General features: G+C 70.8%; 27 protein-coding genes. 17 read left to right on the forward strand and 10 right to left on the reverse strand.

Annotation, left to right across the window (positions count from 1 at the left end):
- Position 1 precedes the first annotated feature (1 nt).
- Both ACTOWL_RS24515 and ACTOWL_RS24520 read left to right on the forward strand, forming a co-directional pair.
- Positions 2-1,210 (forward strand): aminomethyltransferase family protein, encoded by a 1,209-nt coding sequence (locus ACTOWL_RS24515; RefSeq protein ID WP_441323906.1) that lies wholly within the window; start codon positions 2-4, stop codon positions 1,208-1,210.
- Position 1,211: 1 nt separating this feature from the next.
- On the forward strand, positions 1,212-3,266 hold the full coding sequence (locus ACTOWL_RS24520; RefSeq protein WP_441323907.1) for an acetate--CoA ligase family protein: 2,055 nt from the start codon (positions 1,212-1,214) through the stop codon (positions 3,264-3,266).
- Positions 3,267-3,298: 32 nt separating this feature from the next.
- Here the strand turns inward: ACTOWL_RS24520 and ACTOWL_RS24525 are convergent, their stop codons facing one another.
- Together ACTOWL_RS24525 and ACTOWL_RS24530 are read right to left on the reverse strand one after the other, a co-directional pair.
- Positions 3,299-3,658: a hypothetical protein gene (locus ACTOWL_RS24525; protein ID WP_441323908.1), complete on the reverse strand. Its 360-nt coding sequence runs from the start codon at positions 3,656-3,658 to the stop codon at positions 3,299-3,301.
- Between the two features lie 511 nt (positions 3,659-4,169).
- Complete coding sequence (locus ACTOWL_RS24530) at positions 4,170-4,718, reverse strand: hypothetical protein (RefSeq protein ID WP_441323909.1); 549 nt, start codon at positions 4,716-4,718, stop codon at positions 4,170-4,172.
- Positions 4,719-4,947: 229 nt separating this feature from the next.
- Between ACTOWL_RS24530 and ACTOWL_RS24535 the strand changes: the two genes are divergently transcribed.
- The 4 genes from ACTOWL_RS24535 to ACTOWL_RS24550 are packed head-to-tail and all read left to right on the forward strand — an operon-like array spanning position 4,948 to position 10,052.
- Positions 4,948-6,207, forward strand: coding sequence for a sarcosine oxidase subunit beta family protein (locus tag ACTOWL_RS24535; RefSeq protein ID WP_441323910.1), 1,260 nt, complete (start codon positions 4,948-4,950; stop codon positions 6,205-6,207).
- Between the two features lie 11 nt (positions 6,208-6,218).
- Positions 6,219-6,494: a sarcosine oxidase subunit delta gene (locus ACTOWL_RS24540; protein ID WP_441323911.1), complete on the forward strand. Its 276-nt coding sequence runs from the start codon at positions 6,219-6,221 to the stop codon at positions 6,492-6,494.
- Complete coding sequence (locus tag ACTOWL_RS24545) at positions 6,491-9,460, forward strand: sarcosine oxidase subunit alpha family protein (RefSeq protein ID WP_441323912.1); 2,970 nt, start codon at positions 6,491-6,493, stop codon at positions 9,458-9,460. Before ACTOWL_RS24540 ends, ACTOWL_RS24545 begins: the two co-directional genes overlap by 4 nt.
- Positions 9,453-10,052 (forward strand): hypothetical protein, encoded by a 600-nt coding sequence (locus tag ACTOWL_RS24550; protein WP_441323913.1) that lies wholly within the window; start codon positions 9,453-9,455, stop codon positions 10,050-10,052. The genes ACTOWL_RS24545 and ACTOWL_RS24550 overlap by 8 nt, the downstream gene beginning before the upstream one ends.
- A gap of 130 nt (positions 10,053-10,182) precedes the next feature.
- On the opposite strand, the gene ACTOWL_RS24555 is transcribed toward ACTOWL_RS24550, so the two are convergent.
- Positions 10,183-10,524, reverse strand: coding sequence for an STAS domain-containing protein (locus ACTOWL_RS24555; protein ID WP_441323914.1), 342 nt, complete (start codon positions 10,522-10,524; stop codon positions 10,183-10,185).
- Positions 10,525-10,545: 21 nt separating this feature from the next.
- Positions 10,546-10,977, reverse strand: a complete 432-nt coding sequence (locus ACTOWL_RS24560) for an ATP-binding protein (RefSeq protein ID WP_441323915.1) — start codon at positions 10,975-10,977, stop codon at positions 10,546-10,548.
- A 326-nt stretch (positions 10,978-11,303) separates the two neighbouring features.
- Here ACTOWL_RS24560 and ACTOWL_RS24565 point away from each other — a divergent pair, with 326 nt between their 5' ends.
- The 3 genes from ACTOWL_RS24565 (at position 11,304) to ACTOWL_RS24575 (ending at position 13,446) form a co-directional block, all read left to right on the forward strand.
- Complete coding sequence (locus ACTOWL_RS24565) at positions 11,304-11,789, forward strand: hypothetical protein (RefSeq protein ID WP_441323916.1); 486 nt, start codon at positions 11,304-11,306, stop codon at positions 11,787-11,789.
- A gap of 68 nt (positions 11,790-11,857) precedes the next feature.
- Positions 11,858-12,295 (forward strand): YybH family protein, encoded by a 438-nt coding sequence (locus ACTOWL_RS24570; protein WP_441323917.1) that lies wholly within the window; start codon positions 11,858-11,860, stop codon positions 12,293-12,295.
- A gap of 68 nt (positions 12,296-12,363) precedes the next feature.
- Positions 12,364-13,446 (forward strand): alpha/beta fold hydrolase, encoded by a 1,083-nt coding sequence (locus ACTOWL_RS24575; RefSeq protein WP_441323918.1) that lies wholly within the window; start codon positions 12,364-12,366, stop codon positions 13,444-13,446.
- On the opposite strand, the gene ACTOWL_RS24580 is transcribed toward ACTOWL_RS24575, so the two are convergent.
- Together ACTOWL_RS24580 and ACTOWL_RS24585 are read right to left on the reverse strand one after the other, a co-directional pair.
- The gene (locus ACTOWL_RS24580) at positions 13,443-14,081 is read right to left on the reverse strand and encodes a glutathione S-transferase family protein (RefSeq protein ID WP_441323919.1); all 639 of its coding nucleotides are present in this window, start codon (positions 14,079-14,081) and stop codon (positions 13,443-13,445) included. The two genes, ACTOWL_RS24575 and ACTOWL_RS24580, sit on opposite strands and share 4 nt — an antisense overlap.
- Entirely contained in the window at positions 14,075-14,695 is a 621-nt protein-coding gene (locus ACTOWL_RS24585; RefSeq protein ID WP_441323920.1) for a TetR/AcrR family transcriptional regulator, read from the reverse strand. The genes ACTOWL_RS24580 and ACTOWL_RS24585 overlap by 7 nt, the downstream gene beginning before the upstream one ends.
- Positions 14,696-14,822: 127 nt before the next feature.
- On the opposite strand from ACTOWL_RS24585, the gene ACTOWL_RS24590 reads away from it, so the two are divergent.
- The 4 genes from ACTOWL_RS24590 to ACTOWL_RS24605 all read left to right on the forward strand — a co-directional run bounded on the left by ACTOWL_RS24590 (position 14,823) and on the right by ACTOWL_RS24605 (position 18,894).
- Positions 14,823-16,430: an FAD-dependent oxidoreductase gene (locus tag ACTOWL_RS24590; protein ID WP_441323921.1), complete on the forward strand. Its 1,608-nt coding sequence runs from the start codon at positions 14,823-14,825 to the stop codon at positions 16,428-16,430.
- Positions 16,431-16,445: 15 nt separating this feature from the next.
- On the forward strand, positions 16,446-17,600 hold the full coding sequence (locus ACTOWL_RS24595) for an NAD(P)/FAD-dependent oxidoreductase (RefSeq protein ID WP_441323922.1): 1,155 nt from the start codon (positions 16,446-16,448) through the stop codon (positions 17,598-17,600).
- 191 nt (positions 17,601-17,791) lie between these two features.
- Positions 17,792-18,439, forward strand: coding sequence for an RraA family protein (locus ACTOWL_RS24600; RefSeq protein ID WP_441323923.1), 648 nt, complete (start codon positions 17,792-17,794; stop codon positions 18,437-18,439).
- A gap of 80 nt (positions 18,440-18,519) precedes the next feature.
- Complete coding sequence (locus ACTOWL_RS24605; RefSeq protein ID WP_441323924.1) at positions 18,520-18,894, forward strand: DUF427 domain-containing protein; 375 nt, start codon at positions 18,520-18,522, stop codon at positions 18,892-18,894.
- Between the two features lie 4 nt (positions 18,895-18,898).
- Here ACTOWL_RS24605 and ACTOWL_RS24610 read toward each other — a convergent pair whose 3' ends face one another.
- Positions 18,899-19,309, reverse strand: a complete 411-nt coding sequence (locus ACTOWL_RS24610; RefSeq protein WP_441323925.1) for a VOC family protein — start codon at positions 19,307-19,309, stop codon at positions 18,899-18,901.
- A 241-nt stretch (positions 19,310-19,550) separates the two neighbouring features.
- Between ACTOWL_RS24610 and ACTOWL_RS24615 the strand changes: the two genes are divergently transcribed.
- Positions 19,551-19,835 carry a hypothetical protein gene (locus tag ACTOWL_RS24615; RefSeq protein WP_441323926.1) on the forward strand — a complete coding sequence of 95 codons (285 nt, stop codon included), beginning with the start codon at positions 19,551-19,553 and terminating at the stop codon, positions 19,833-19,835.
- 10 nt (positions 19,836-19,845) lie between these two features.
- On the opposite strand, the gene ACTOWL_RS24620 is transcribed toward ACTOWL_RS24615, so the two are convergent.
- Complete coding sequence (locus ACTOWL_RS24620; RefSeq protein WP_441323927.1) at positions 19,846-20,835, reverse strand: ABC transporter substrate-binding protein; 990 nt, start codon at positions 20,833-20,835, stop codon at positions 19,846-19,848.
- A 139-nt stretch (positions 20,836-20,974) separates the two neighbouring features.
- Here ACTOWL_RS24620 and hisD point away from each other — a divergent pair, with 139 nt between their 5' ends.
- Positions 20,975-22,303 carry a histidinol dehydrogenase gene (gene hisD, locus ACTOWL_RS24625; protein WP_441323928.1) on the forward strand — a complete coding sequence of 443 codons (1,329 nt, stop codon included), beginning with the start codon at positions 20,975-20,977 and terminating at the stop codon, positions 22,301-22,303.
- Positions 22,304-22,305: 2 nt separating this feature from the next.
- Positions 22,306-22,650, forward strand: a complete 345-nt coding sequence (locus ACTOWL_RS24630) for a hypothetical protein (RefSeq protein WP_441323929.1) — start codon at positions 22,306-22,308, stop codon at positions 22,648-22,650.
- Here the strand turns inward: ACTOWL_RS24630 and ACTOWL_RS24635 are convergent.
- Positions 22,643-23,209 carry a DUF6368 family protein gene (locus ACTOWL_RS24635; protein WP_441323930.1) on the reverse strand — a complete coding sequence of 189 codons (567 nt, stop codon included), beginning with the start codon at positions 23,207-23,209 and terminating at the stop codon, positions 22,643-22,645. The genes ACTOWL_RS24630 and ACTOWL_RS24635 overlap by 8 nt on opposite strands.
- Positions 23,210-23,224: 15 nt before the next feature.
- Complete coding sequence (locus tag ACTOWL_RS24640; protein ID WP_441323931.1) at positions 23,225-23,995, reverse strand: SDR family NAD(P)-dependent oxidoreductase; 771 nt, start codon at positions 23,993-23,995, stop codon at positions 23,225-23,227.
- A gap of 208 nt (positions 23,996-24,203) precedes the next feature.
- On the opposite strand from ACTOWL_RS24640, the gene ACTOWL_RS24645 reads away from it, so the two are divergent.
- The gene (locus tag ACTOWL_RS24645) at positions 24,204-24,500 is read left to right on the forward strand and encodes a hypothetical protein (RefSeq protein WP_441323932.1); all 297 of its coding nucleotides are present in this window, start codon (positions 24,204-24,206) and stop codon (positions 24,498-24,500) included.
- The last annotated feature ends 75 nt before the right edge of the window (positions 24,501-24,575 follow it).

Consider the following 24,575-nt stretch of genomic DNA (forward strand, 5'->3'; position numbering starts at 1 on the left):
CATGCGCCGCCCCCTGCCCCGCGACCATTTCCGCCGGCCGCTGCTGCAGTCGCCGTTCCACCCGCGCCTGGCCGGGCTGATGCAGGCCGAGGACTGGTACAATTGGGGCGGCTATGTCTCCGCCCGCACCATCCGCGACGCCGAGCAGGAATACTTCGCCATCCGCAACGCCGCGTCGCTGTTCGACCTGACGCCGATGGTGAAGTACCGCATCGCCGGCCCTGAGGCCGAGGCCTTCCTGGACCGGCTAACCGTGCGCGACGTGTCGCGGCTGGCGGTCGGCCGGGTGCACTACACCTGCTGGTGCGACGACGAGGGCCATGTGCTGGATGACGGCACCCTGTTCCGCCTGGGCCCGGCCGAGTTCCGGCTGTGCTGCCAGGAGCGGCACCTGAACTGGCTGCTCGACTCCGCGATCGGCTTCGACGTGGAGGTGGTGGAGGAGACCGAGCAGGTGGCCGCCCTGGCCCTGCAGGGCCCGACCAGCCGGGCGCTGCTGACCCGCGCTGGCTTCGACGGCATCGAGACGCTGAAGCCGTTCCAGATCCGCGATGTCCACCTCGACGAGGGCCGGGTCACCGTGTCCCGCACCGGCTTCACCGGCGACCTGGGCTACGAGCTGTTCGCCGAGCCCGAGGCGGCGCCGGCGCTGTGGGACCGGCTGTGGGCGGCCGGCCCCTGGCACGGGCTGCAGGCGATCGGCTTCGAGGCCCTGGACCTGGCGCGGCTGGAGGCCGGCTTCATCATCGCCAACAGCGACTTCATCACCGCCGAGACCGCGATCCGGGTCGACCGCCGCCGCACCCCGGACGAGATCGGCCTGGGCTGGCTGGTCGACGAGAAGAAGGCGGCCTACTGGACCGGCAAGCGCGCGATCCTGGCCCAGCGCCGCGACCGGTCGGCCCGCTGGTGCCTGGTCGGGCTGGACATCGACGGCAACGTCCCGGCCGACCACGCCATCGTCTACCACAAGGGCAAGGCCGAGGCCGGCCAGATCAGCGCCGCCGCCTGGTCGCCCTCGGCCAAGCGCAACATCGCCCTGGCCTCGCTGCGCCGGCCCTATGGCGACACGGTGAAGGATGATCTCTGGGTCGAGATCTATGCCCTGCGCGAGCTGGTCTATCACAAGCTGATGGTGCGGGCCCGGGTGGCCGAGCGGCCCTTCTACGACCCGCCGCGGCGCCGGGCCACGCCGCCGGCCGAGACCTGATATGCCCCACAGGCTGGACCCGCTGCTGCGCCCCCGCTCGATCGCGGTGGTCGGCGCCAGCGCGCGGCCCGGGTCGGTCGGCGAGGTGATGCTGCGCCAACTGGTCGAGGGCGGTTTCGCCGGCCCGGTGCATCCGGTCAACCCGAAGGGCGGGACACTGGCGGGCCGGACCTGCCTGCCGGCGGTCGGCGACCTGCCGGAGTCGGTGGAGCACGCCGCCTTCTGCCTCGGCGACGAGACCATCGCCGAAGCCTTCGCCGCGGCGCTGCGGCATGGGGTGAAGGCCGCGACCATCGTCGCCCCGCTGGCCGACCCCGCCCTGCGCGACCGCATCCGGGCCATGGTGCTGGAGGCCGGGGTGGTGCTGTGCGGCGGCAACGGCATGGGCTTCTACAACTTCACCGACCGGGTCCGACTGTGCGGCTTCGCCACCCGGCCGGACCATATCCCCGGCGGCGCCGTGCTGCTGACCCATTCCGGGTCGCTGTTCACCGCCCTGGTCGATGCCGAGGCGCGGATCGACTACGCCCTCGCCGTCTCCTCCGGCCAGGAGCTGACCACCAGCCTGGCCGATTATCTCGACTTCGCCCTGGACCAGCCGGAGACCCGCGTGGTCGGGCTGTTCCTGGAGGCCGCGCGCGATCCCGAGCGCTTCGTTGCGGCCCTGGCCAGGGCCAAGGCCCTCGGCGTGCCGGTCATCGCGCTGAAGGTCGGCCGGACGCGGGAAAGCGCGGCCCTGGCGCTGAGCCATTCCGGCGCCATCGCCGGCGACCACGCCGCCTACGACGCCCTGTTCGAGCGCTTTGCCGTCGGCCAGGTGCGGTCGGTGGACGAGCTGGCGGCGGCGATGATGCTGCTGCCGGCCGCGCTCGGCCCCGGCGGCCTGGCCAGCACCCATGACAGCGGCGGCGAGCGCGGCCTGATGGTCGACTTGGCGGCGGCGGCCGGGGTGCGCTTCGCCGGCCTGTCCCCCGAGACGGTGGCCCGGCTTGAGGCGGCGCTGGATCCCGGCCTGCCGCCGGTCAACCCGCTCGACCATTGGGGCACCGGGCGCAACTACCCGGCCGATTTCGAGGCCTGCTTCCAGGCGCTGATGGCCGACCCGGACACCGCGCTGGGCGCCCTGACGCTGGACCGCTCGGTCGGCGGCATCGTCACGCCGCTCTATCTCGACATCGCACACCGGGCCCGGGCTACCAGCGGCAAGCCGGTCGTGATCGTCTCGAACCACCAGGGCAGCGGCAGCGACCCGGCGGCCGTGGCCTCGACCCGCGCCGGCGTGCCGGTGCTGGACGGGGTGCCGGCCTTCCTGCGTGCCTGCCGCCTGGCCTTCGACCGGCGCGACGCCGCCGCCCGGCCGCCGATGCACCCACCCCGCGCGCCGGAGACGGTGGTAGAGCGCTGGCGGGCTCGGCTGGCCGACGGACACCCCGTCTCCGAGGCCGAGGCGCTGCGCCTGCTCGCCGATTTCGGGCTGACCGTCACGCCCTGCGCCATGGCCAGGGACGAATCCGAGGCGGTCGAGGCCGCCATTCGCATCGGCTTCCCGGTGGCGCTGAAGACCGCCGGCGCGGCGCACAAAAGCGATGTCGACGGGGTGCGGCTGGGCTTGGCCGATGCCGTGGCGCTGCGCCAGGCCCATCGCGAGTTGGCCGTGCGGCTGGGCCCGCGCGTCCTGGTGGCGCGGATGGTCCGGGACAAGGGCGTCGAGATGCTGTTGGGGCTGCAGCGCGACCCGGATTTCGGGCCGGTGGTGGTGATCGGCTTCGGCGGCATCCATGCCGAGATCCTGCAGGACGCCGCCTTCGCCCTGCCGCCCTTCGATGCCGCCGAGGCCCGGCGGCTGATCGACCGGCTGCGGCTGCGGCCGCTGCTGGACGGCGCCCGCGGCGCCCCGGCCGCCGACATCGACGCCCTGGCCGAGGCGGCAGCGCGCTTCTCCGCCCTCGCCGCCGCGCTGGGCGACCTGGTCGAGGCGATCGACGTCAACCCGATCCTGGTCCTGCCCCACGGCGCCATCGCCGTCGACGCGCTGGTCGTGGGGCGATGCCCCTGAGGAGAGGTATCGACGGCCGGCTCAGCCTCGGCTCACCAGCGATGGCGACCCCGGCCGCGATGGCCCCAGCCGTCGTTGCGCCAGCGCCGGCGGCGCCAGCCGTCGTCATAGTCGTTATCCGCGGCGGCTGCGATGGCGAGGCCGCCCAGCGCCAGCACGCCCACGGCCAGCGCCGTGTTGGTGTCCTGCTGCTGCCGCTCATATTGGGCCTGGTAGGACAGCTGGCCGAGCGCGTTGCAGGCATAGGGATCGCCATAGGAGCAGCGCTGCGAGGCATAGTTCAGCTGCATCTCCGACGGCGTCGGGCCGCAGGCCACCAGCAGCGCCAGGGCACCGATCCCGCCGACGCGCCAGACACCGGCTTTCAGAACACCGGCCATGGTCCCGGTCATCGCATCGTCTCCTTGCCGACCCCCCGATCGGCCGGTCGTGACGGTGACTCCGAATTGGAGCAGGAATATGGTGGTATGCGCCCTTCAGGCCGATGCAAATCGTTTGATGAAAACCGCTTCAAAACAAGTCGATACCGGATCGCCTCTATCGCTTCTTTGGAGGAGGAGCATCGGAACTGCCCCGGACGACATGCCCATTCCTCGGCGCGGCTGTACGAGGTGGAGGGGTCTGGGAGGTGGTCGGCGAGTTGGCTGCGGGAGTCGCGGCCTTGGGGGAGACTTTCGGACCCTTCAGCGTCTCAGCCACGGGTATCCTCTACGTCTTCCTCAGGCCGCACTCCTTTGAGCTTCTGCTCGTCAACCCAGGGCAAACGAGGACCGTAGATGAAGTACTGGACATCGGGCGCAGGCGTCCGAGGGGGCCGCCTTCCGCCCTCCGCGCCGACTGGTCCACCTTGACCGTGCTCAATCTGCCTTGTCTTTGCGGCCATCACCATCTCCTGCCTCCCACCTAAGCAGCAAGCGATCTGATGACAAGGTACATCAGACACGAAAATGTAGCTACCAGAGCGGCGCAACCATAGAGTACGGCTTCGGAGCGTGCCCTCGTCCGCAGCGCGTTCGTGGCCCGGTTCTCCTTTATCATTCGCGCATAAGCATCCAGATATAGCCTGCCTATATACCGGTCGAGGCGCTCCTTGGCTGCAGCCTTCGGAAGGTAGAGGTCATTCAACAGATAATACTCCTCGCCTTCGATATGTCGGATCATTTCCTCTTCGTCTGGCGGCGTCGCGTAGCCCGTCGCCTTGATGGCAAAAATGATGCGTACGAGTGCCATCGACATGAACGCCATCGAGACGATGAAAAGGGCAAACAGGATGATGATGGGGAAATCCCGCGCAGTGTCTTTGACCATGCCGATCATAAATCCGAACAGAGCCCCATTCAGGGCGAGAACCGCGATCGGCGCACTGATCGTCTTGGCCGCGTCCTCCTCGGCGCTCGCCTCCTTTTTGACCCATTCGAGGAAGTGTTTGCCGAGAGACTCGTGGGCGAGCATTGAAAAATTCCTGATTCAAATCCTCCCATCTTGTAACCGATCTCAAGGGTGGCTTCGAGCCTCTCGCCGCTGAAGTAGGCCAGCATGGCAGGCACCGCGCCGCCCGCTGGCAAGGCTTTGGCTCTTCCTTGTTGCGCCCGCACATCCCTCTTCCCACCAACATACAGTGGTGTACTGTACCGGAAGATCGGGAGATGCCGGGCAAACCCGGCGAAGACGGGGCGGATTGATGCAGCGGTACTCCTTCCTGTCGCTGGCGCGGAAGGCGCTGGGCGGCCATCGCGGCTGGGAGCCGGCGTGGCGCAAGGCGACGCCGAAGAAGAGCTATGACGTCGTCATCGTCGGCGGCGGCGGGCACGGCCTGGCCACCGCCTACTACCTGGCGCGCAACCACGGCATCACCAATGTCGCGCTGGTCGAGCGCGGCTGGATCGGCGGCGGCAATGTCGGCCGCAACACCACCGTGGTGCGCTCGAACTACCTGCTGCCGGACAACCAGCATTTCTACGAATGGTCGCTCAAGCTGTGGCATGAGCTCAGCGAGGACCTGAACTACAACGTCATGTTCTCGGCCCGCGGCTCGATGTTCCTGGCGACTTCGCTGGGGGGCGCCATGGCGCTGCGCCGCCGCGGCAACGGCATGCGCCTGGCCGGCATCGATGCCGATTGGCTGGAGCCGGACGACCTGCGCCGGATCGCGCCGAACCTGGACTATTCCGACGAGGCCCTGTTCCCGCTCTACGGCGCCCTGATCCAGCGCCGCGGCGGCACCGCCCGGCACGACGCCGTGGCCTGGGGCTTCGCCCGCGCCGCCAGCGACCTCGGCGTCGACATCATCGAGGATTGCGAGGTCGTTGATTTCCTGCGCGAGGGCGAGCGCGTCACCGGGGTGACGACCGCCAAGGGCCCGATCAGCGCCGGCAAGGTCTGCCTCGCCACCGCGGGCTCCGCCTCCATCCTTGCCGGCAAGGTCGGGCTGAAGCTGCCGATCGAGAGCCACCTGCTGCAGGCCTTCGTCAGCGAGGGGCTGAAGCCGGTGGTCAACCAGGTCCTGTCCTGGGGCGGCAGCGGCCATTTCTACATCAGCCAGTCCGACAAGGGCGGGCTGGTCTTCGGCGGCGACCTGGACGGCTACAACTCCTACGCCCAGCGCGGCAACCTGCCGGTGGTGGAGGACATCGCCACCGCCGCCATCGCCCTGATGCCGAACCTGTCGCGCACCCGCATCCTGCGGCACTGGGCCGGGGTGATGGACATGTCGATGGATGGCAGCCCGATCATCGGCCTGGCGCCGATCGACGGCCTGTATCTCAACATGGGCTGGTGCTATGGCGGCTTCAAAGCCATCCCCGGCTCCGGCTGGGTCTGCGCCCACACCATCGCCAACGGCGCGCCGCACGAGCTGAACCGGCCCTTCACGCTCGACCGGTTCGAGCGCGGCCGGATCATCGACGAGAACGGCGTCGGGCCGGTCGCGAACCGGCACTGAGGAGCAGACAGATGCGAATCCCCTGCCCCTGGTGCGGCCCGCGCGACCTGTCCGAGTTCTTCTATGGCGGCGACGCCGAGACGCCGCGCCCGCCGCATGACGAGACGGCGGCCGCGCCCTGGTTCGACCATGTCTACCGCCACGACAATCCGCGCGGCACGCACCGGGAATACTGGCAGCACAATTACGGCTGCCGGTCCTGGATCCTGGTCACGCGCGATACGCTGACCCATGAGATCACGGCGGCCGAGCCGCTGCGCCGCCCCGCTGCGGAGAGCGGACGATGACGTCCCATCGCCTGGCCCAGGGCGGGCTGATCGACCGGTCGGCGCGGCTCGGCTTCCAGTTCGACGGGCAGCGCTACGAGGGCCATCCCGGCGACAGCCTGGCCTCGGCCCTGCTGGCCAACGGAATCCGGCTGGTCGGGCGCAGCTTCAAGTACCACCGGCCGCGCGGCATCCTGTCCGCCGGGTCGGAGGAGCCGAACGCGCTGGTCGAGCTGCGCACCGGCGGGCGGCACGAGCCCAACACCCGCGCCACCATGGTCGAGCTGTATGACGGGCTGGTGGCGCAGAGCCAGAACCGCTGGCCGTCCCTGGCCTTCGACGCGCTGGGCGTGGTCAACAGCGTGCTGGCCCCGGTGTTCCCGGCCGGCTTCTACTACAAGACCTTCATGTGGCCGGCCTCGTTCTGGGAGCCGGTCTATGAGCGGATCATCCGCCGCGCCGCCGGCCTGGGCACCGCGGCGACAGAGACCGACCCCGACCGCTACGAGCGCCGCCACGCCTTCTGCGACGTGCTGGTAGTGGGCGGCGGCCCGGCCGGGCTGAGCGCCGCTTTGGCCGCGGCCGAGTCCGGCGCCCGGGTGATCCTGTGCGACGAGGCCGACCGCTTCGGCGGCGCCCTGCTGGGCGAGGACGAGCCGGTCGAGGGCCGCCCGGCCACGGAGTGGGTGGCGGAGCGGCTGGCGGCGCTGCAGGGCTTCGGCGACCGGGTCACGCTGGTGCCGCGCGGCACCGCCTTCGGCCTCTACGACCACGGCACAATCGGGCTGGTCGAGCGCGTCGCCGACCATCTGGCCGAGCCGCCGCCGCACCTGCCGCGCCAGCGCTTCTGGACCATCCGGGCCGCGGCGATCGTGGTCGCGGCCGGGGCGATCGAGCAGCCGCTGGTGTTCCCGAACAACGACCGGCCCGGCGTGATGCTGGCCGGCGCGGCGCATCGCTATGCCCATCGCACCGCCGTGGCGGTGGGCAAGCGAGTGCTGGTGGCCGGGATCGACGACGGCGCCGCCCGCACGGCCCTGGCGCTGAAGCGGCACGGGATCGTGGTCGCCGGGCTGGTCGACAGCCGCACCGACCTGCCCGGCGCGCTGGCGGAAGAGCTGCGCACCGCCGGGATCGCGGTTCATGCCGGGTCGACCGTTCGCGGCGCCAAGGGCCGGCTGGGCGTCGAGGGCGCCCGCATCGGCCGGGCCGACGGCAGCGGCAAGGCGGTCGCGATCGACTGCGACGCCATCGCCATGTCCGGCGGCTGGATGCCGACCACCCATCTGCTGAGCCAGCGCGGCATCCGCCCGAAGCTGGACTGGACCCATGGCGGCTTCGTGCTGCCGGACCTCGACGGCCCGCTGCTGGCCGCCGGCGCCTGCGCCGGCCGCGCCTCGACCGAGGCCGCGATCGCCGACGGGCTGGCCGTCGGCCGGCAGGCGGCGCGGGTGGCCGGACACGGCGGCGCGGCTGCGCAGCGCCCCGCCCCTGTCCCGGCGACCGCCCCGCACGTCGCGGACCCGCAGGTCGGCGGCAAGGCCTTCGTCGACTTCCAGAACGACGTCACCGCCGCCGACATCCGGCTGGCCGCGCGCGAGGGCTACACCTCGCCCGAGCACATGAAGCGCTACACCACCCAGGGCATGGCGACGGACCAGGGCAAGACCTCGAACGGCCCGGCGATGGACATCCTGGCCGATGCCCGCCGGCTGCGGCGGGGCGATGTGGCGGCGCCGACCTTCCGCCCGCCCTACACGCCGGTCGCCTTCGGCGCCATCGCCGGCCGGTCGGTCGGCTGGCACGCCTACCCGACCCGGCGGCCGCCGTTCCACGAGATCCAGCGGGCCGACGGCGCCGTCTTCATCCGCTCCGGCGGCTGGCTGCGGCCGCATTACTATCCCCGGCCGGGCGAGGGCCTGGGCGAGGCGTCGCTGCGCGAGGCCCGCTACGTCCGGTCCCGGGTCGGGGTGTTCGACGTCTCGACCCTGGGCAAGGTCGACGTCTCCGGCCCCGACGCCGCTTCGTTCCTGGAGCGGCTCTACGTCAACCGGATCGAGACCCTGCCGGTCGGCCGCTCGCGCTACGGCATCATGCTGCGCGACGACGGCATCGTGCTGGACGACGGCACCGTCACCCGGCTGGCCGAGGACCGCTTCTACGTCACCACCACCAGCGCCAAGGCGCATGACGTGGTTCGGATGATGGAGCGGCTGACCGAGGTCGACTGGCCGGAGCTGCGCGTGGCGGTGACCGAGCTGACCGAGGCCCGCGCCGCCCTGGCCCTGACCGGGCCCGAAGCCCGCGCGGTGCTGGCCCGGCTGGTCGGCGATGCCGCCGACGTCTCGAACGACGCCCTGCCCTTCATGGCTGCGCGGGACTTGGTGCTGGACGACCTGCCGCTGCGCATCCTGCGCGTCAGCTTCACCGGCGAGCTGGGCTATGAGCTGCATGTCGAGGCGCAGCACGCCCACGCCCTGTGGCACCGCCTGATCGGGGCCGGCGAGCCGGTCGGGCTGCAGCGCTTCGGGCTGGAGGCGCTGGAGCTGCTGCGGATCGAGAAAGGCTTCCTGACCGGCGCCGAGATCAACGGCCAGGTCACGCTGGCCGACCTGGCGCATGAGCGCTTCGCCAAGCGCGAGGGCCCCTACATCGGCAAGCCGATGGCCCAGCGCGAGGGCCTGGCCGACCCGGACCGGCCGCGGCTGGTCGGGCTGGTGTCGGAAAACGGCGAACCGCTGGTCGCCGGGGCCCATCTGGTCGAGGGCGGCATGTACCGCGCGAACGAGCCGACCCAGGGCCACGTCACCTCCAGCTGCATCGGCCCGGTGAGCGGGCTGCCGATCGGCCTCGGCTTCCTGGCCCGCAGCCGGGAGCGGATGGGCGGCACCATCTTCGCCACCGACCCGCTGCGCGGCAGCCACATCGAGGTCCGGGTAGTCGAGCCCTGCATGTATGACCCGAAGGGGGAGCGCGTCCGTGGCTGATCCGAACCCGATCGAGGCGCTGTCGACCCTGGACGCCGACGGCCTGAGCTTCCGCCCCTGGCGCTTCGCAGCGATCCTGCAACTCGCGGCCTGGAGCGAGGCATCCGCCGGTGCTTTGGCAGGCTGGGAGCGCAGCGTGTTCGGCGCCGCGGTCGCCGAAGCCGGAGCGACGCTGACGGCCGGTGGGCTACGGCTGTGGCCGACGGCCCCCTGGCGCCGGCTGCTGATCGCCGAGGCCGATGCCCTGCCCGACCTGCCGGCGGAGGTCGCCGCCGTGCCCTGCACCGGCGGCTTCGTCGGGCTGCGGCTGGACGGGAAGCGGTCGCGCGACCTGCTGGCCAAGCTTGCGGCGGTCGACCTGCACCCGGACATGCTGGCCGAGGGCGACTTCGCCACCGCCCGGCTGGAGCATGTGCGGGTGCATCTGCAGCGCGCCGGCGCCGACGCCTTCGACCTGCTGCTGCCGGTCTCCACTGCCGAGTTCACCCTCGGCGCCCTGGCCGACGCCGCGCTGGAGTTCGGCGCCCGGATCGACCTGCTGCACCGCCCGACCCCGCCCCAGGAATCGCCGCGGGCGTTCAGTTTGAAGTAGGACGGCGCCACCATCGTAGGTTGGGCTCGCCGCAAGCGAACCCAACACGGCATCGCTCCAACGGGCGAAATGCTGGGTTCGCGTTGCGAACCCAGCCTACGGTGACCAGCGCCAGGACGAGGCCGGCCGATCAGGCGAAGGAGGCCACCGCCTCGTCCTCGGTACCGTGGATCTCGAACACGGTGGTGAGCCGCGCGATCGACAAGACGTCTTGCACCTTGGGCTGGACTGAGACCAGCTTCAGCTTTCCGCCGCGGTCGGACACCGCGGCGTGGCTGCTGGCCAGCACGTTGATGCCGGCCGAATTGACAAAGTCGACCCCGCCGAGGTTCAGCGCGATGTTGGTCGCGCCGCCGACGAGCGCCTGGCGCACCGCGTCGTGCAGTCCCGAATCGCCCTCGCCAGTGACGAGCCCGCCGACGACGTCGACGATGGTGACCCCGTCCCGGGTGCGGGTGGTGATCTTCGCCATGATCTTTGCTTTCCTCTGGTTTCAGTGATCCGGGTGGGGCGGGTCCCCGCCCAGCCGCCGGCGCAGGGTGGCGACGGTGCCCCCCGTCGGGCCGGGCCCATGGCCGACCACGTCCATCAAGGCCCGCATCAGCAGGAGGCCCCGGCCACCCGGCCGAGCCAAGTTTTCCGGCAACAGCGGATCGGCGACGCCGGCCGGGTCGAAGCCGGCGCCCCGGTCCGCGACGCGGATGACGAGGTCTTCGCCGTCGCAGGCGAGTTGGACCTCGACCGGCCGGCCGGGATCCCGGCGATTGCCGTGGACGATGGCGTTGACCACCGCCTCATGCGTTGCCAGGCCGATCCGGTGGCGGGCGTCGTCGTCGAGGCCGAGCCGCAGGAGCGCCGCGTCCAGCCGGTCCTGGACAGTGCCCATCGCCTCCAACCGGCTGGGGATCGCGAGATCGAGCAGCATGTCCTGCACGGGAAAGCCTGTGGCCGGAGTGACGGGAGGGCGACGATGGCGCGAAATTCGCCCCTGATGTCGACGCCATTGATCATATCCGAGCATCGGCGAATAGGAATTGCAACTTACAAACTGAATCATTCGAGATTTTCATTTTCCTCAAATAAAAATAAAATCTATATTATTGAGAATCGATTTCATAACTGGATATTTTTTGACCGAAATTGTTCCGGCGGGCCTGGCATGGGGCGGGCGCGGAACCGCAATTTTCTCCAAGCGGCGACCGCCCGGCACAGCCTAATCCAGGACTCCCCGATACCACCGGAGTCCTCGCCATGCCCGGCTTCCCGTCCCTGCAGGCCGCCCTGTTCGCCGACGGCCCGGCGCCGGACCGAAAGATGGGCCTTTATGGCTGGCTGATCGGCGACTGGGAGATGGACACCCGCCTGTTCGCCGAGGACGGCACCGCCACCCCCGGCCGCGGCGAGATCCATTTCGGCTGGGCGCTGGGCGGCCGTGCCATCCAGGATGTCTGGATCCTGCCCGGCGCCTTCTTCGGCACCACGCTCAGGATCTACGATCCCGGCCTCGACGCCTGGCACATCCTGTGGCACGACCCGCTGAAGCAGTACTACACCCGCCAGATCGGCCGGGCCGAAGGGCGCGACATCGTCCAGCTCGGCCGCGACGAGAGCGGCGCGACCATCCGCTGGAGCTTCCGCGAGATCACGCCTGACGCCTTCGTCTGGCGGGCCGAGCGGTCGCCCGACGGCGAGCGCGACTGGCATCTGATTGCCGAGTTCCGGACGCGGCGGGTTTGATCCCAGGGACTGGCCGGGCGGCCGGTTCCGGCTAGATTGGTTCCGTCCCGCAACCGGAGAGGCCTGCGATGACGGAAGACGAGCGCGCGATCCGCGACCTGGTCGACACCTGGATGGCGGCCAGCAAGGCCGGCGACACGGCGACCGTCCTCAGCCTGATGTCGGACGACGTCGTCTTCCTGGTCCCCGGCCACGAGCCCTTCGGCAAGGAGGCTTTCGCCGCCGCCGCCGCCGGCCAGTCGGAGTTCCGCATCGACGGCCGCGGCGAGATCCGCGAGCTGCAGGTGCTGGGCGACTGGGCCTGGCTGCGCAGCCATCTCGACATCACCATGGTCCCGCCGGTCGGCCAGCCGGTGCGGCGCGCGGGCTGGACCCTGACCATCCTGCGCAAGCAGCCGGACGGACGCTGGCTGCTGACCCGCGACGCCAACCTGCTGACGGTGCAGCCCGCCGCGGCCGGAGGAGCCGAGCCCCCGCTGATACCGGAGACGTATCAAAGCGAGTAGAAGCGATATTTGATCGATCAGACGCGGAGTTCCAAACAGGACGGGAGCCCACCAGCCCGGAGGAAACCGTGTCCGTGCTGCACGCATCCCGAGCCACCGTCCTGGCCGCCGCCCTCGCCGCGGGCCCCATGGGCCCGGCCGAGGCGGCCGCCGAACCCGTCCGCGAGGAGCTTCGGGTCACGACCGCGGACGGCATCGGCATCCGCATCCGCGAGGTCCGGCCCCGCGCCGGTGCCGTCGGGGAGCCGATCATCCTGGTCCATGGCGCCCGGGTGCCGGGGATCGCCTCGTTCGACCTCGACGTGCCCGGCGGGTCGCTGGCCGGCGACCTGGCCGAGCGGCTGGGCCGCGCCGTTTACGTCATGGATGCGCGCGGCTATGGCGGCTCCGACCGGCCGGCGGCGATGGATCGGCCGGCGACCGAGAGCCGGCCGCTGTCCCGCGCCCATGAGGTGGTGCGCGACATCGACGCCGTGGCCCGCATGGCGGCGGACCGCACCGGCTCGGACACCGTGACTCTGATCGGCTGGGCCACCGGCGGCATGTGGTCGGCCTGGTACGCCTCGCTCTGGCCCGAGCGGGTCGGCCATCTGGTGGTGCTGAACGCGCTCTATGGCGGCGCCGACCGGCATCCGATGCTGGGGCCCGGCTCGCCCGCCGCCGATCCCGACCGCCCGGACCGGCTGAGCCCCAAGATCGGCGGCTACACGCTGAACACCGAAGCGGCGTTGTTCCCGTCCTGGGACCGCACGATCCCGGCCGAGGACAAGGCCAGCTGGCGCGACCCGGCCGTCGCCGCGGCCTATGCCCGGGCGGCGCTGGCCAGCGACCCGGCTGCGGACATGCGCGATCCTCCGGCCTTCCGCGCGCCGGCCGGCGCCACCGAGGACAGCTTCCTCCAGGCCGGCGGGCGCCGGCTGTTCGACGCCGGCTCGATCACAGCCCCGGTCCTGCTGGTCCGCTGCGAGCATGATTTCTGGAGCCGGCCGGAGGATGCGGCCGCCTTCGCCCATGACGCGGTGCGGTCCGCCGGCGTCCGCAGCCTCACCCTGCCCGGCGCCACCCACTACGTGCATCTCGACCGCCCCGAGCGCGGCCGGGACGCGCTGATCGCGGAGATCGCCGCGTTTCTGGGGCCGCAGACCGACTAATAAGCCAGCCGGCCATACATGTCGTCGAAGGGCATCATCACATGCTCGCGATAGGCCGGCCGCTCGGCCAGGCGGGCATACCAGGCGCGGACATGCGGCAGGGCCGGCGTCTCCAGCCCCATGCCGAAATAGCGGTACAGCACGGTGCCGGCCGGGATGTCGGCGAGGCCGAAGCTGTCGCCCGCCAGGAAGAGCCGGCCGGCCAGATGGTCGTCGAGCAGCCGGACATGGGCGGCGCAGGCCTCCTGCCTGCGGTCGATCAGCTCGCGGTTGCGCTCGGCCTCCGGCGTCCGCCAATGGCCCCAGAACAGGTCCATGAAGTCGCGCTGCAGCGTCGCCAGCGACCAGTCCATCCAGCGGTCGGCCAAGGACCGCTCGCCCGGGTCCGCCGGCCACAGCCGGCCGTCCCTCGCGGCGAGGTAGCGCAGGATCGAGTGCGATTCCCACACCACCGTGCCGCCATCGTCAATCACCGGCACCCTGCCATGCGGGTTCCTGGCGCGGAAGGCCGGGTCGTCCAGCCCGCCGAAATCGCCGCCGGCCGGAATATGCTCATGCGGCAGGCCGAGCTCGCCGACCAGCCACATCACCTTCTGCACGTTGAAGGCGTTGCGCCGGCCCCAGATCGTCAGCATGGCTCCGATTCCTTGAACGGCCGTCCGGTCAATACGTCGTCATAGATCGTCAGGTAGCGCAGCCGCTCCGGCCGCGGCTCGCGGAAGGCCATGGCGTAGTAGCCGATCTGGTGGAAGTAGCTGACCCGGGTGCGGATCAGCGCCTCGTCGCCGGCATAGCCCATCTGGTCGAAGGCGCGCCGCAGCAGGCCCATGCGGTGGTCGTCGGCGTCCTGCACCGCCCGCGCCACCTCCTTCGAGGCGCGGCCCCAGTCGCGCACCGCCATGTCCAGCGCCGGGCTGAACGGGTCCTCGTCGACCCAGACGTTGCGGAAGGCGCGGAACAAAGCCGCGCCCTCGAGGTCGGTACGACCTTCGAGCGCTTCGAAAGGCGCGCAGTTGCGGCGGCGCCATTCCGCCAGCAGCGCCGCCAGCAGGTCCTTCCGGCCGTTGAAGTGGAAGTAGAAGCTGCCGCGCGTCACCTTCAGCGTCGTGGCCAGCCGGTCGACCTTGACGCTGGCGACGCCGCCCTTCTCCAGCACCTTCAGCGCGGCGCGGATCCAGTCCTCGCGGCTCAGCGTCCGGCGCCCGTTTCCGGCGTCCGCCGTCGCTTTGCTGTTCTTCGCTGTCGCCAATGCGTCCGTCCTCGATCGGTGCCGGCTGTAGCCTTGCGTCACCAGCCAGATGCCGACCCCACCCTGTATGCCCGAACCAGGCAAGGCAAGAGGGGAGCCGGACGCCGCGTCGGAGAACGAGCCAGCCATGTCCCATCCACCGATCGACCCGAAATCGGTCGCCGGGAAGACCCCGGAGGTCGAACGCCATGTCCAGCTTCTCGTCATCGGCGCCGGCCCGGCCGGCATCGCCGCGGCGGCGGAGGCGGCGGAGCGCGGGCTGGAGGTGCTGCTGGTCGACGAGAACCCGATCGACGGCGCCCTGATCGGCATGGATGTGCCGCTGCATTTCGGCGGCCGCGCCACCGCCGCGGTGAACACGCCGGGCCGGCTGCTGGAGACGTTCCTCGAAGCCCAGCCGGAGTTGGTGGAGCTGTTCGACAAGGGCGTCGAGGTGCTGCTGCAGACCACGGTCTGGGGCCTGTTCGCCAACGCCCCCGGGGTGCAGTGGATGCCCGGCCCCGTCGCCGGCCTGGCCGACACCGACCGGTCCTGGCTGGTCGGCTTCGACCGGGTGGTGGTGGCCGCCGGGCGGCGCGACCTGGGCATGTCCTTCCCGGGCTGGGACCTGCCCGGGGTGATGGGCGTGACCGCGGTGCACCGGCTGATCGCCGGCTACGACGCCTTCGCCGGGCGGCGCCTGCTGATCCTGGGCACCGGCGCCGAGGCGCTGGACCTGGCCCTGACGGCACTGGGCCGCGGGCTGGAGGTGGCCGGGCTGGTCGAGGTGGCGGATCAGCCGGTCGGCCCCGCCGCGCTGGTCGAGGCGGTCAAGGCGCATGGCGTGCCGGTGCTGACCGGCCATGTGATCAAGGCGGCCTCGGGCACTATCGAGGGCGTCACCACCGCGACGCTGGTGCGGGTCGACAGCGGCCTGTCGCCGGTGCCGGGCACCGAGCGCGACATCGCCTGCGACACCATCGCGCTGGGCATCGGCACGGTGCCGAACATCGAGCTGCTGGCGGCGCTGGACGCCAAGCTGGTGCATGACCTCGACCGCGGCGGCCATGTGCCGGTGACCGACAAGGACGGCCGCACCGCCCTGCCCTTCGCCTATGCCGTCGGCGACTGCGCCGGCATCCATGCCGCCAAGTCGGTCGACGCCGCCGTGGCGCGGCAGGAGGGCCGGATCGCCGCGATCGCCGCCGCCGCCACGCTGGGCCAGGCAAGCGACGACGACGTCTCTGCCGCCCGCGTCGGGCTGGCGCAACCGCTGCAGGGCCACGGCGACCACCGCATGACCTGGCTGAAGGCGCTGCTCAACACCGGCGGGCTCGACGTCATGGTCTGCCAGTGCGAGGAGGTCAGCCGCGGCGAGCTCTTGGACATCAGCCCGCCGCGCTATCTCGATCGCAAATCGAACAAGATGGGCACGCGGTCGCTGACCACCCTCCTGGAGGACGGGCCGGTCAACCAGGACCAGGTCAAGCGCCTGACCCGCGCCGGCATGGGGCTGTGCCAGGGCCGCCGCTGCCGCGAGCAGGTGGCGATGCTGCTGGCGCTGTCGTCCCGCATCGATGTCGGCCAGGTGCCGCTGGCCAGCTACCGCCCGCCGGTGCGGCCGCTGCCGCTGAAGGTGCTGTGGCCGCAGGACGAGGCCGAGGCGGTGCGGCAGGAATGGGATTCCTGGTTCGGCATCGAGAGCCAATGGGTGCCCTGGTGGGACATCCCCACCGGCGGGACGAAACAGGGCTGAGGCGGAGGGCGGATCATGGCGGAGACAAAGAACGGCGCCTCGGTCGTCATCATCGGCGGCGGCGTCACCGGGCTGAGCACCGCATGGTGGCTGGCGCGTGGCGGCGTCGACGTGCTGGTGCTGGAGAAGGGCATCGTCGGCTGGGAGGCGTCGGGCCGCAACGGCGGCGGCTGCACCCACCCGCAGAGCCCGCTGTTCCCGGAGGAGCAGCGGCTGTGGCCGCAGATGGACGAGCTCTTGGGCTATCCGACCGAGCACCAGAAGCGCCGGGTGAAGGTGGTCCTGCACCAGTCCGACGTCGAGTTCATGCTGGGCTGGGTCCGGATGGGCGAGAGGCAGGGCTTCGGCTACGAGACGCTGGACGGCAAGCAGATCCGTGAGCTGGCCCCGTTGGTCGGCGACGGTGTCGAACGCGGCTACCTGCTGAACTATGGCGGCCACGCCAACCCGCAGCGCACCTCGCAGGCCTATGCCTGGGCGCTGCAGGACCATGGCGGCCGCATCCTGCAGCATTGCACCGTCACCGGCTTCGACACCGCCGGCGGCAAGGTCAGCAAGGTCCGCACCGACCGCGGCGATTTCGGCTGCGACCATGTGGTGATCGCCGCCGGGCCGCAGACCGGCCTCTTGGCCGAGATGCTGGGCGTCGACCTGCCGGTCGCCTCCGGCCGGGCCGAGATGATCGTCACCGAGCCGCTGCCGGCGATGCCGATGAGCGGGGTCGACGGCAACGGCCTGTACGGCCGGCAGACGCTGCGCGGCAACCTGGTCTATGGCGGCGGCCCGCATGAGTGGCTGCCGCCGGTCGGGCTGGCGACGCCGCCCAAGCCGTCCAGCCCACTGCTGCGCAACATCGGCCGGCGGCTGATGGAGCTGTTCCCCAAGGCCGCCCATGTGCGGATGATCCGCAGCTGGTCGGGCGTGATCGAGAACACGCCGGACGGGCGCGCGGTGATCGACCGGATGCCGGGCTTCGACAACGCCATCGTCGCGACGATGTCGAGTGTCGGCTTCGGCCTGTCGCCGGCCAGCGGCCACGCCATCCGCGACCTGATCGTCGACGGCGCCTGCAGCTTCGCCGACCTGTCGACGATGCGCCTCGACCGCTTCGCCGGCCTGCCCAAGGACTGGCGCGAGGCCCAGGGCTGGCTGCCGCCGGTCGCGGCTTGACGGAGAGGCCTGCCCCCTCACCCTCCCGTCGCCTTCGGCGCCGGGCCCCTCCCTCTCCCCGAGGAGAGGGAATCGGAGGCGCTGCCCCTTCACCTCTCCTTGGGGAGAGGTCGAAATCGCTACGCGATTTCGGGTGAGGGGGTGGCGCAGGTCTCACCGATCACGCTAGCGTCGCGACGGGAGGACCGCACATGACCAACCTGACCGCCCGGCTGGAGGCCTGCTACTCCGGCGCCGTCTACGACGTGCTGCGCGACCTGGGACATGCCAATTGCGTGCTGCCGCGCACCATCCTGGCGGTCGATCCGGACACCAGCGTCTGCGGCCGCATCTTCACCATCCGCGGCCGGCCGGACGATACCGTCGACGCTCACCAGAGCCTGCTGGCCTGGACCGAGCTGCTGACCGTGGTGCCGAAGGACCATGTCGCCCTCTGCCAGCCGCAGGACGATGTGCGGGCGCTGATGGGCGAGCTGTCGGCCGAGGCGCTGCAGTCGCGCGGCGTGCGCGGCTACATCGTCGACGGCGGGTCGCGCGACAACGGCTTCATCCGCCGGCTGGGCTTCCCGGTCTTCGCCCGCTTCCGCACCCCGCGCGACATCGTCGCCGCCTGGGTGCCGGAGGCCTATGGCGAGCCGATCACCATCGGCCAGGTGCGGATCGCCACCGGCGACTGGGTGGTGGCCGACATCGACGGCATCGTCGTCATCCCCGCGGCCCTGGCCGAGGAGACGGTGGCCAAGGTCGAGGAGGTGATGCGGCAGGAGAACCTGGTGCGCAAGGCGATCCTGGACGGCGCCTCGCCGCAGGAAGCCTATCTCCGCCACGGCAAGTTCTGAGAGACCTCTCTGACCACCCCTTCCCCTGGCGTGGTCCGGACCCCACATCGAAGGTCCAGCACACATCAGGGCCGAGCGCCATGAGCTTGAAGCCGAGGAAGATCCCCGGACCCGACCACCCGATCACGGTCACGCCGAACCCGGCCAGGGTCGTGGTCACGGTCGCCGGCCGGGTCGTCGCCGACAGCCGCAACGCGCTGACGCTGCGCGAGGCGAGCTACCCGCCGGTGCAGTACATCCCGCGCCGGGACGTCGACATGGCGGCGCTGCAGCGCACCGACCACGCCAGCTATTGCCCCTACAAGGGCGATGCCGCCTATTACAGCATCGGCGACGGGCGGGCGGTGAACGCGGTCTGGACCTACGAGAGGCCTTACGACGCCGTCGCCGCCATCAAAGACCACCTCGCCTTCTATCCCGACCGCGTCGATTCCATCACCGAGCAGCCGGCCTGACCGGCTACGGAAACAGCCCCGGCGCGTCCGACCGGTGGCAGACGCAGCACAGCTTGTTGCCGTCCGGGTCCCGCACATAGGCGCCGTAGTAGCTGGGATGGTAGTGCGGCCGGGTGCCGGGAGCGCCCTCGTCCACCCCGCCCGCGGCCAGCGCCACCCGGTGGAAGGTGTCGACCTGTGCCCGGTCGCGCACGTTGAAGCCGATGGTGACGCCGTTGCCGAAGGTCGCCTTGCCGCCGTCGATCGGGCGGCAGATCAGGAATTCCGGGCCGCTGTCGCCCTCCGGCACGTAGCACAGCCAGCCGGCGACGCGGTCGTCGAGCTGGCAGCGCAGGCCGATCGCCGCCAGCACCCTGTCATAGAACTGCTTGGCCCGATCGATGTCGTTCGTGCCCACCGTGATGTGGCTGAACATGGCCCTCCCCGCGGCGCATGGCCTTCAGTGTCCCACGCATCGGGCTGGCCAGCCGATGCGACAGGGTTAGCCCAGCATAGCCTCCGGCGTCTTCCGAACAAAGCGGCAACACCCTGGAAATTCCTTCCAATTCTGATTTGAATGCCGCGGGCCGGGCCGGAACCGGCGCTGTCCGGCCGCTATTGATGCCATACCAACACAGAACGGCCCCTGCCCCGGAGCGCCGCCGCGGAGGATGGAGATGGACACGATCGGCCCCCTGACCCAGCAGATCCACAACGACCTTCTCGCCCTGATCGGCGAGCGGTCCGAGGATTATGCCGCCGAGGCCGGCGGCGACCCGCAGGCGGTCAGCGGCGCGCTGATCGGCGCCCTCGCCTTCCTGACCGGGCAGATGATCGCGGCGGCCGTCGAGGCCGAGGGCGTCACGTCCATGCTCGAGCGGGCCAGCGCCAACATGCGCGTCGGCGCCGAGGCCGGCATCGCGCCGGTGGAGACGATCGACACCGGCGTCACCCTGCATTGAGACTGCCGGGTCACGGGGCAGCGGCGGCGGCGAAGCGCGGATCGATCAACCCGGCGCCATCGACGTCGCCCTGCAGCAGACCCGCGGTCCGGGCGGCCTTCTCGACGTCGGCGATGACGTGCTGGGCGAAGGCGCCGGTCAGCTGGGTCCTGCTGTCCGGCAGGGCGTAGAAGGTGACTCCGTCGAAGGCGGTCGCCAGCCCCTCCGGCGTCGCCCGCACCGCCCGGGCGATGATGGCGCGGCCGCCCGCCACATCCTTCTGATAGTCGTCATGGGCCGCCTGCCAGACGCGGAGCAGCGCGGCAATCTGGCCGGGCCGCTGCTCCACCACCTCCTCACGCACCACGAAGACATCCGAGATCAGGCCGGGATCCTCCGCCGCCGTGTACAGAACCTTGACCCTCGGATCGACCAGCCGCGCCAGGGACAGGTAGGGCTCGTAGGTCACCGCCGCCGGCGTCCGATCCACGGTCACGGCCGTGGCGGCGTCCAGGGCGGGCATCGGCACAGAGATGATGTCGGCGAGGCTCATGCCGTTCTGCGCCAGGGCATAGCTGAGCAGCATGTGGCTGGTGCTGCCCTCCTCATAGGCGACCTCCTTGCCCCTGAGATCGGCGATGGTCTCCACCCCGGGACCGGCGATGATGGCGTCGGCAGCCATGCTGACGTCGAGCAAGGCGACGATCCGGATCCGTACCCCTGCCGCCGCCAGCATCAGCGCCGTATGGGTGGCGACGCCGGCACCGTCGATCTGGCCGCCGGCCAGCGCCGCTTTGATCTCTCGATCCTCGGCGAAGGTCACGAGTTCGACATCCGGCATGCCCTTGGCCCGGAACAGGCCCTTCGCCGCCGCGATATGCCAGAGGCCGTAGCCCAGCCAGGGCTGGATTCCCAGCCTGAAGGCGCCGACCTCCGGCAGGGCCGGGATCGCCTGAGCCGTCGCCGGCCCGGCCCAGGCCAGCACGACCGCCACAACGGCACCGCGCGCCCTACACTTCATCGCCCTTCCCCACCGCCGAGGTCCGGCCATGGGCCGACCGCGCTGTTTTTCTGGAGCCACAATTCATAGAGTGGCTGCGCGCCGAGTCAATCGGCGCCCCTGCCATGCTCGGTTTATATTCCTGTGGTCAGTTGATGCCATGAGTGACGCCATCCGATTCCACGACCTGTCGACGCTGTCCGCCGCCGGCCGCCATGCCCTGCTGGCCCGGACCGAGGCCGATCTCGGCCCCTTCCTCGACGCCGTCCGGCCGATCGTGGCGGCGGTGCGGGCCGAGGGCGACGAGGCGGTGGCCCGCTTCACCCGCGACTTCGACAAGGCGCCGGTCTCGGCCGACGGTTTGCGCGTCGGCCAGGCGGCGCTGGACGCGGCGCCGGGCCTGCTGGAGCCCGAGGTGATGGCGGCGATCGACTTCGCCGCCGACAGCATCCGCCGCTTCCACGAGGCGCAGCTGCCGGAGGAGATGTGGTGGAAGGAGGTGCGCCCCGGCGTCTTCGCCGGCGACCGCATCCGGCCGATCCCGTCGGTCGCCTGCTACGTGCCGCGCGGCAAGGGCGCCTTCCCCTCGGTGGCGATGATGACCACGATCCCGGCGCTGGCGGCGAAGGTGCCGACTATCGTGATCATCACCCCTCCCGGCCCGGACGGCCAGGTCGACACCGCGACGCTGGCGGTGGCGAAGCGGGTCGGGGTGACGCAGGTCTTCGCCGCCGGCGGCGCCCAGGGCGTGGCGGCGGTGGCTTACGGCACGGCGACGATCCCGAAATGCGACAAGATCGTCGGCCCCGGCAGCCCCTATGTGGTCGCCGCCAAGCGGCTGTTGGCCGATGCGATCGACACCGGCACCCCGGCGGGGCCGAGCGAATCCATCATCCTGGCCGATGACAGCGTCGACGGCGCGCTGGCGGCGCTGGACCTGATCATCGAATCCGAGCACGGGCCGGACAGCTCGGCCTATCTGGTCACCGACAGCCGCCGGGTGGCGGAGCAGGCGGCAGCGGCGCTGCCGGGGCACTGGGCGGAGATGAGCGCAGGCCGCGCCGGCTTCTCCCGCACCGTGCTGACCGGGCCGCGCGGCGGCATCGTGCTGGCGCCGGACTGGGATTCGGCGATCGGCTTCGTCAACGACTACGCGCCGGAGCATCTGCAGATCCTGTCGCGCGATCCCTTCGCCGATGCGGCGCGGATCGACCATGCCGGCGAGATCCTGCTGGGGCCCTACACGCCGGTGACGATCGGCAATTTCGTGCTGGGCCCGAACGCGGTGCTGCCGACCGGCGGCCACGCCCGCACCGCCTCGCCGCTCTCGGTGTTCGACTTCCTGAAGCGGACCTCGATCGGCTATGTCAGCGCCGCCGGCTATCCCGCCCTGGCCGAACAGGCGCGGACGCTGGCCACCTACGAAGGCTTCGACGGCCACGCCCGCGCCGTCTCCGAGGTCCGCGACCGGCTGTTGAAGCGAGGCTGAGCATGGCCGAGACCGTCACGCTGTGGCGCCCGGTCGGGCCGGAAGAGCTGCGCCTGATCCGGGAGGCCGGCATGCGCGCCTTCCCGCCCCGCCTGCCGGAGCAGCCGATCTTCTACCCGGTGCTGTCGGAAGACTACGCCGTCAAGATCGCGCGCGACTGGAACGTGCCGGCCAGCGGCTCGGGCTACGTCACCCGCTTCCGGGTGCGGCGCGATTTCCTCGACCGCCACCAGGTCCAGGAGGCCGGCGGCCGCAGCCATCTCGAATACTGGATCCCGGCCGAGGACCTGCCGGCCTTCAACGCAGCCATCGTCGGCGAGATCGAGGTGACGGCGGAGTTCACTTGATCAGATAGAAATCGGGGTGGTTGAGCCAGGCCCGCAGGAAAGTCGCGTCCCCGACATGACTGCCCCACTTACCTCCGTACACATTCTCATACGGGATCACGGCCACCTTGCCGGGCAGTCCGGCGAGGTACTCGGCAGCGACCGGCAGAACCTCGTCCAATGTGCCGTCGACATCCACTCCCCGGTTCGGAAGCAGAAGCCCGTTGAAGGCGACGACACCGTCCAGCCGTTCGGCGATCGCAAGGCTGAGTTCGGCGAGAACTCGACGGGCGTCGCTCCCGTTCGTCATGGCGCAGAGCGCGATGGAATCACGAGGAACACGGCCGAACGCCGCCTCGATGCCGGCAGGATCGGGAGATGCTTCGTCCAAACCGGACACGATGAGGAAGGGAAGCGAAGGATTGCCATCATATGAGCCGCCGAGCGGCCGGGTGGTAACGACGTGCAGGAGATCCTCGTCAACGGAACCGGTCACGGCCGCTACGAGATCATGCAGCAGCCGGGCCCGATCTCCGGAAACGGATTGCCACAACAGGATCTCCAGGACAGGTCCAGCCATGGGCTCCTCCAGAACTCAAATCGACGCCAGATACCCGCCATCAACATACAGCACCTGCCCGGTGACATAGGCGGCGGCGTCGGAGCACAGGAAGATTGCGGGGCCGACCAGATCCTCCATCCGGCCGAAACGGCCGGCCGGGATGGCGGCGAGCATGCGCTGCTGCCAGGCCTCGTCGCGGTAGAACACCTCGGTCAGGGCGGTGCGGAAATAGCCGGGGCCGATGCCGTTGACCCGGATCCCGTCCTTCGCCCATTCCGTCGCCAGCGCCCGGGTCATGCCGACCAGGCCGGACTTCGAGGCGCCGTAGGGCGCGGCGCCGGGCACCCCGACCTCCGAGGTCAGCGAGCACAGGTTGAGGATGGTGCCGCCGCCGCGCGGCTTCATCAGCAGCGCCGCGGCGCGGGCGCAGAAGAAGGCGCCCTTGAGGTTGGTGTCGACGATCCGGTCCCACAGCGCCTCGTCGACCGCGAGCGACGGCCGCACCTCCTCGACCCCGGCATTGTTGACCAGGATGTCGAGCCCACCCAGCGCCGTGGCCGCGGCGGCGAAGGCGCGGTCGATGCCGCCGGTCTCGGCGACGTCGAGCACCACCGGCACCGCCTGCCGACCCCGCTCCCGCACCGCCTCGGCCACCCGGTCCAGCGCCGCGCGGTCGCGGCCGGCCAGGGCGATGTCGGCACCGGCCGCGGCCAGGCCGAGGGCCAGGGCCTCACCGATGCCGCGGCTGGCCCCCGTCACCAGCGCCCGCCGCCCCGCGAGCGGCCCCGAAGCGGGATTGGCCATGTCGTGTTCTCCTGCCGGATGCAGCCCAGGCTTGCGCAGCGCCCGCAGCAGGTCAAGATCTCGGCGGTTGCCAATCCGGTCCTCAGCGGTTAACCATGAGCCATGGTCACCACGCGCTCCCTGCGAATTAGCCACTAGGCCCCGGGCCGGCCACGCCGGCTCCCCCGGGGTCTTCGCCGTTGCTGTTCGCATTCCCCGGGAGAAGACGATGACCACCCCCCGCGACGACGCGCAGGTTGTTTTCCACGTAGTCGGCCTGGCCGACGTCAACCTGCTGCCCCGCCTGCTCGAGCCGTTCTGCCTGCGCGATATCGTGCCCGAGCATGTCTCGGCCGAGCGCCAAGGCGACGAGATGCGCGTGACCATCGCCATCCGCCGCGACGCCTGCCCGGAATGGGAGGCGGTGGCCCGCAGGCTGGGCCAGATCTTCGTGGTCCGCAGCGTGCTGGCCTCGGTCGCCGACCAGGCCGGCGAGGCGGAGGAGCTGCAGGCCGCCGCAGGCTGAGCCCATCCATGCCGTCTGCGCATGCTTGCGGCTGACGGGGCCGTGCTATCCGGGGACAAGGCCGCCGCCCCAGCG

The sequence above is a fragment of the Inquilinus sp. CA228 genome (assembly GCF_052078665.1).
In the GTDB taxonomy this organism is placed as follows: Bacteria; Pseudomonadota; Alphaproteobacteria; order DSM-16000; family Inquilinaceae; genus Inquilinus.

Excerpts from the sequence above, each read along its gene's own strand:
- ACTOWL_RS24515 (WP_441323906.1), top strand. The coding sequence starts at position 2 with ATGCGCCGCCCCCTGCCCCGCGACCATTTCCGCCGGCCGCTGCTGCAG.
- ACTOWL_RS24520 (WP_441323907.1), top strand. The coding sequence starts at position 1,212 with ATGCCCCACAGGCTGGACCCGCTGCTGCGCCCCCGCTCGATCGCGGTG.
- ACTOWL_RS24525 (WP_441323908.1), bottom strand. The coding sequence starts at position 3,658 with ATGACCGGGACCATGGCCGGTGTTCTGAAAGCCGGTGTCTGGCGCGTC.
- ACTOWL_RS24530 (WP_441323909.1), bottom strand. The coding sequence starts at position 4,718 with ATGCTCGCCCACGAGTCTCTCGGCAAACACTTCCTCGAATGGGTCAAA.
- ACTOWL_RS24535 (WP_441323910.1), top strand. The coding sequence starts at position 4,948 with ATGCAGCGGTACTCCTTCCTGTCGCTGGCGCGGAAGGCGCTGGGCGGC.
- ACTOWL_RS24540 (WP_441323911.1), top strand. The coding sequence starts at position 6,219 with ATGCGAATCCCCTGCCCCTGGTGCGGCCCGCGCGACCTGTCCGAGTTC.
- ACTOWL_RS24545 (WP_441323912.1), top strand. The coding sequence starts at position 6,491 with ATGACGTCCCATCGCCTGGCCCAGGGCGGGCTGATCGACCGGTCGGCG.
- ACTOWL_RS24555 (WP_441323914.1), bottom strand. The coding sequence starts at position 10,524 with ATGGCGAAGATCACCACCCGCACCCGGGACGGGGTCACCATCGTCGAC.
- ACTOWL_RS24560 (WP_441323915.1), bottom strand. The coding sequence starts at position 10,977 with ATGCTGCTCGATCTCGCGATCCCCAGCCGGTTGGAGGCGATGGGCACT.
- ACTOWL_RS24565 (WP_441323916.1), top strand. The coding sequence starts at position 11,304 with ATGCCCGGCTTCCCGTCCCTGCAGGCCGCCCTGTTCGCCGACGGCCCG.
- ACTOWL_RS24570 (WP_441323917.1), top strand. The coding sequence starts at position 11,858 with ATGACGGAAGACGAGCGCGCGATCCGCGACCTGGTCGACACCTGGATG.
- ACTOWL_RS24580 (WP_441323919.1), bottom strand. The coding sequence starts at position 14,081 with ATGCTGACGATCTGGGGCCGGCGCAACGCCTTCAACGTGCAGAAGGTG.
- ACTOWL_RS24590 (WP_441323921.1), top strand. The coding sequence starts at position 14,823 with ATGTCCCATCCACCGATCGACCCGAAATCGGTCGCCGGGAAGACCCCG.
- ACTOWL_RS24595 (WP_441323922.1), top strand. The coding sequence starts at position 16,446 with ATGGCGGAGACAAAGAACGGCGCCTCGGTCGTCATCATCGGCGGCGGC.
- ACTOWL_RS24600 (WP_441323923.1), top strand. The coding sequence starts at position 17,792 with ATGACCAACCTGACCGCCCGGCTGGAGGCCTGCTACTCCGGCGCCGTC.
- ACTOWL_RS24605 (WP_441323924.1), top strand. The coding sequence starts at position 18,520 with ATGAGCTTGAAGCCGAGGAAGATCCCCGGACCCGACCACCCGATCACG.
- ACTOWL_RS24610 (WP_441323925.1), bottom strand. The coding sequence starts at position 19,309 with ATGTTCAGCCACATCACGGTGGGCACGAACGACATCGATCGGGCCAAG.
- ACTOWL_RS24615 (WP_441323926.1), top strand. The coding sequence starts at position 19,551 with ATGGACACGATCGGCCCCCTGACCCAGCAGATCCACAACGACCTTCTC.
- ACTOWL_RS24620 (WP_441323927.1), bottom strand. The coding sequence starts at position 20,835 with ATGAAGTGTAGGGCGCGCGGTGCCGTTGTGGCGGTCGTGCTGGCCTGG.
- hisD (WP_441323928.1), top strand. The coding sequence starts at position 20,975 with ATGAGTGACGCCATCCGATTCCACGACCTGTCGACGCTGTCCGCCGCC.
- ACTOWL_RS24630 (WP_441323929.1), top strand. The coding sequence starts at position 22,306 with ATGGCCGAGACCGTCACGCTGTGGCGCCCGGTCGGGCCGGAAGAGCTG.
- ACTOWL_RS24635 (WP_441323930.1), bottom strand. The coding sequence starts at position 23,209 with ATGGCTGGACCTGTCCTGGAGATCCTGTTGTGGCAATCCGTTTCCGGA.
- ACTOWL_RS24640 (WP_441323931.1), bottom strand. The coding sequence starts at position 23,995 with ATGGCCAATCCCGCTTCGGGGCCGCTCGCGGGGCGGCGGGCGCTGGTG.
- ACTOWL_RS24645 (WP_441323932.1), top strand. The coding sequence starts at position 24,204 with ATGACCACCCCCCGCGACGACGCGCAGGTTGTTTTCCACGTAGTCGGC.